The organism is Neobacillus dielmonensis, from assembly GCF_000612665.1.
Lineage (GTDB): Bacteria > Bacillota > Bacilli > Bacillales > Cytobacillaceae > Neobacillus > Neobacillus dielmonensis.
Genome location: NZ_HG942039.1, coordinates 57,153 through 61,468 on the forward strand (window position 1 = coordinate 57,153; position 4,316 = coordinate 61,468).

Consider the following 4,316-nt stretch of genomic DNA (forward strand, 5'->3'; position numbering starts at 1 on the left):
TAAAGCGCCGAGGAGGCTCCCCGGCACGCCCGCGGAAAGCGAAGCACCTGGAGCGGAAATCAATAGGCCCCATTGCAGGCGATAATCAATTCTAAAAATCATATTTTAATTCAAGTAAAATGAAAAATTGCCGAGAAAAATAACCTTTCTCGACAATCTGAAGTGCAGATAATCTGCACTTTTTTGTTGTTTTCGGGGGAAAACAGTTTATTTAAAATTGTTATAAATTAATACCGGGATCAGCATATAAATTTTGTTAAGAACTATTATGACGCGATTTACTCTCTAATAAGAGAGTTTTAATGGATCCGCAATAACTCAAGATTTGTACATCATGCATGGGAAAGATCCAACTACGTCAAAATTTGCAGTATTGTTATATATTTTGTAATAATTTGAATCTTTTTCCTAATGATCATCGTATAATGAACTGCTGGATAAAAATTACTCAAAAATGGGGGTTTTTGAATGGAAATGCAAACGGAAGTAAAGACAAAGAAAGAGTCTCCAAGTTTATTTGGCATGTTTACAAGTCCAAGCGAGCAATTTATCAGAATTAAAGCGAACCCAAAAATCTGGCTGCCGCTCCTCATTGTCAGTATCCTTTATGCAATTGGGCTATTCTTTATGGTATCTGCTATGGATGTATCTACTCTGATTGATCAGGGAATACCCGAAAATCAGGCTGACTTAATCTTAGGAATTACGAAAGTGACAGTAGCAGTAACCGGGATTGTTACTCCGATTATCAGCGTGCTTTTTTCGAGTGCCATTCATTTGCTGATTGCCAAGGCTGCCAGTTCAACTGTTACGTTTAAACAATTGTTCTCGATGAATACCTTTATTATGGTTATAGGGGCAGCGGGAATCATATTAAATATGGCCATTCGATTCGCAATAGGAGGAAATCCTGAAACGTACGTGACCAGCTTGGCAGGCTTGCTTAATTTAGAGAAGCCAGGAGGATTGGCGTCACTTGAGTTTTTTGGAATTTGGTCAACCATACTTACGGCTATCGGGTTACATAAAACAGCGGAATTTTCCAAAGGACTTGCATGGACAATTGCCATTATCTTCTTTTTAGTCAGTTTTGGCATAGGCTTTCTGGGCGGATTACTGCCAGAGGCTTCATCACTATAAATCTTTACCTGCTGTTATTACAGCTAAAGGAAAGGAGAACAGGACAAGGAATATACTCATCATGTCAGCACCATGTCCGAATCTATGAAAAAGAAACTATGGATTGCAATAGGTATCATTACCTTGCTTGCAATTATGATTTCAGTGAGCGTATACCGCCAAGTTTTTGCCAAAGGGCCAGCTGTGACGACGGCCAACATTAACGAGGAGGAGATTTCGTCGCAGTTGTTAGTACCTGGAACGGTGAAATTGCAAGAGGTGCAGCAAATCTTTACTTCACCGGAAAAAGGAGAAGTAAAGGAATTGCTTGTCTCTGAAGGGCAAGAAGTAAAAAGCGGTACTGTTTTAGCGAAACTCGATAACCCACAACTGGAGTTGGAAATTGAGCAAAACAAAATTGCCATTGAATCTGCCAATCTAAAAGTCTCAAACCTAGATAAGCAAATTAAGCAGCTTAAAGAAAAGAAAGCCGCATTAAAAGCCCAGGTTGGCGAAGAGGAAGCAAAAAAGCAAATGGATTCTGAGCAAGAGAGCTTGGAGATGGAGAAAAAATTGGCAGACCTTGACCTTAAACAGGCCAATCTTCAGAAAGACTTGCTGCAAAAAAAACAAAATGAGCTTGAAATTAAAAGTACAATAGACGGTGTTGTTCTTAAGGCGAATAAAACAAGCATTTCATCTGCTGCAGGGGTCACTGAGCCACTGATACAAATAGGCAAAATTGATAGTTTGATAGTCACTGGCCTGTTATCGGAATATGATACGTTAAAAGTCAATGCCAGCCAGAAAGTAAGCATCAAGTCGGATGCCGTGGCGGATCAAGAGTGGCAGGGGGAAATCACGGCTATTGGTATGCTTCCTGAGCAAAATCAAACCGTTGGGCAAACTGGAAGCCAAGCCGTTCAATACCCTGTCACCGTAAAAATAACGGGCGACACCCATACATTAAAACCTGGATTTCAAGTTATTATGGAAATTGAAACGGAAAAAAAGAAGGCTAAAGTCATCCCGATAGAGGCTGTTCATGATGATGGGAGACAACCATATGTTTATCTTGTTGAACAAGGCAGGGTGAAAAAACAGAATGTTAAAATCGGCATTTCCTCAGGAAAGAAAATGGAAGTAATTAATGGCCTTGCTTCGGGTGAGAGTGTCATCGTTAAGGGTCCTGAAAAGTTGAAGGATGGTATGGATGTGACAATAAAATGATTCAATTAGAGCACTTAACGAAGTCCTTCTTACTTGGCAAGGAAACTATTAATGTTTTACATAACATGAACTTGACGATTCAGGAAGGGGAATTTGTGGCAATCATGGGGCCTTCAGGCTCGGGAAAATCGACACTTATGAATATCATTGGCTGTTTGGATAAACCGAGTGTTGGAAAGTATTTACTCAATGGGCAGGATGTATCGGGCTATAATGACAAAGAATTGGCACGGGTTAGAAACCATTCGATTGGATTTGTTTTTCAGCAATTTCATCTTCTCCCACGACTGACAGCTATTAAAAATGTTGAGTTGCCAATGATTTATGCCGGTGTCTCTAAAACAGAAAGACACGAGAGGGCTAGACGTGCATTAGATAAGATGGGACTTACTGACCGATCCAATCATTTACCCAATGCGTTATCTGGTGGGCAAAAGCAGCGTGTGGCTATCGCTAGAGCGATGGTAAACAATCCAAAGCTAATTTTGGCAGATGAGCCTACTGGAGCCCTTGATACAAAGACGAGTATGTCGATTATGGGACTTTTTAAGGAACTTAATGAAGAAGGAACCACCATTGTGGTGGTGACGCATGAACCGGAGATAGCTGAATTTGCCAGCCGAACGATTATGGTAAGGGACGGTTCCATTCAACCAACTGCACGGAAGGATTGGAGGCCGACCTCATGAGTTTTATGGAAAACCTAATGATGGCGTTAAACTCTCTAAAAATGCATAAAATGCGCAGCATCCTAACTATGCTTGGTATTGTAATTGGAGTGGGCGCCATCATTATTGTAGTGGCCATTGGGCAAGGTGGAGAGGCCATGCTAAAGTCACAGTTTACCGGGTCAGGGAATACAATAGAGGTGTTTTACCAGCCTTCTGAAGAGGAAATTCGTTCCAATCCTAATATATTATTGCAGGCACCGTTCAAACAAGAAGACATTCGTGCATTAGAACAATTGCCTGAGGTCAAGGAGGTGGTGGCATCGAGCACCACCATGTCCAGTGCCAGGTACCAAAAAGACACGAAGGATATTTCCGTTACTGGAATAAACCAAGCCTATTTACAATTGAATGAGTTAAAAATTGAGGACGGTAGAAACTTAACTGCTGCTGACTTTCTTAGCGGAAGGCGGGCAGCTATAATTAGTAATAAACTAAAAGAGGAGCTTTTTAAGGGGAAAAACCCAGTCGGCAGCATCATGACCGTTGCGAACCAGCCGATAGAAATTATTGGGGTATTGGAAAAGCCAACTGGAATTCTTTCCTTTGGAACAATGGAAATCTATCTCCCATTTCAAACGTGGAAAGTAGTGTATGGCAGCAGTGATTACACACAGCTAACCATCCAAGCAGCTTCGGCTGAACAGCTTCAAGCAGCTGGGAAAAAGGCTGCTAACCTCCTAAATAAGCTTCATAATACTGAAAAGTCGTATCAAGTAATTAATATGGAGGAAATCTCTCAGGGAATCGGTCAGGTTACTCAAATTATGACACTAATTATTGGCAGCATTGCTGGCATATCTCTGTTCGTTGGCGGTATTGGTGTTATGAATATCATGCTTGTGTCAGTTACGGAACGAACGAGAGAAATTGGAATCAGAATGGCGCTTGGAGCGACTAGGGGCCAGGTGCTGACCCAATTTCTAATTGAATCGATGACACTTACCTTAATGGGGGGGATCCTTGGTATATTTTTTGGCTGGGGGACAGCTAAAATCGTAAGCCTGTTTGCAGGTTGGCCTTCTTTGGTTTCTTGGCAAGTGGTGGCCGGCGGTGTGGTCTTCTCCATGGTGATAGGGATTGTATTTGGTATCCTTCCGGCCAATAAAGCTTCGAAGCTTGACCCCATAGAATCACTTCGTTATGAATAGCTAATGAATTATCTAGCACTATATTGCTAAAAGTATAAAAGAGGATGATTTGCGGAATGAATCATCCTCTTTTTACGTGCGCCCAGCA

Annotated in this window: 4 protein-coding genes; all 4 read left to right on the forward strand. The window is 41.5% G+C overall.

All coding sequences use genetic code 11. From position 1 onward, the window contains the following. The first annotated feature begins 468 nt into the window (after nucleotides 1–468). The 4 genes from BN2425_RS04255 to BN2425_RS04270 all read left to right on the forward strand — a co-directional run bounded on the left by BN2425_RS04255 (nucleotide 469) and on the right by BN2425_RS04270 (nucleotide 4,228). Complete coding sequence (locus BN2425_RS04255) at nucleotides 469–1,140, forward strand: Yip1 family protein (protein ID WP_235714567.1); 672 nt, start codon at nucleotides 469–471, stop codon at nucleotides 1,138–1,140. A gap of 84 nt (nucleotides 1,141–1,224) precedes the next feature. Continuing rightward, nucleotides 1,225–2,349, forward strand: a complete 1,125-nt coding sequence (locus BN2425_RS04260; protein ID WP_042455414.1) for an efflux RND transporter periplasmic adaptor subunit — start codon at nucleotides 1,225–1,227, stop codon at nucleotides 2,347–2,349. After that, nucleotides 2,346–3,038 carry an ABC transporter ATP-binding protein gene (locus BN2425_RS04265; RefSeq protein ID WP_042455389.1) on the forward strand — a complete coding sequence of 231 codons (693 nt, stop codon included), beginning with the start codon at nucleotides 2,346–2,348 and terminating at the stop codon, nucleotides 3,036–3,038. Before BN2425_RS04260 ends, BN2425_RS04265 begins: the two co-directional genes overlap by 4 nt. Next, nucleotides 3,035–4,228: an ABC transporter permease gene (locus BN2425_RS04270; protein WP_042455392.1), complete on the forward strand. Its 1,194-nt coding sequence runs from the start codon at nucleotides 3,035–3,037 to the stop codon at nucleotides 4,226–4,228. The genes BN2425_RS04265 and BN2425_RS04270 overlap by 4 nt, the downstream gene beginning before the upstream one ends. Nucleotides 4,229–4,316: the final 88 nt, after the last annotated feature.

Excerpts from the sequence above, each read along its gene's own strand:
- BN2425_RS04265 (WP_042455389.1), top strand. The coding sequence starts at position 2,346 with ATGATTCAATTAGAGCACTTAACGAAGTCCTTCTTACTTGGCAAGGAA.
- BN2425_RS04260 (WP_042455414.1), top strand. The coding sequence starts at position 1,225 with ATGAAAAAGAAACTATGGATTGCAATAGGTATCATTACCTTGCTTGCA.
- BN2425_RS04255 (WP_235714567.1), top strand. The coding sequence starts at position 469 with ATGGAAATGCAAACGGAAGTAAAGACAAAGAAAGAGTCTCCAAGTTTA.
- BN2425_RS04270 (WP_042455392.1), top strand. The coding sequence starts at position 3,035 with ATGAGTTTTATGGAAAACCTAATGATGGCGTTAAACTCTCTAAAAATG.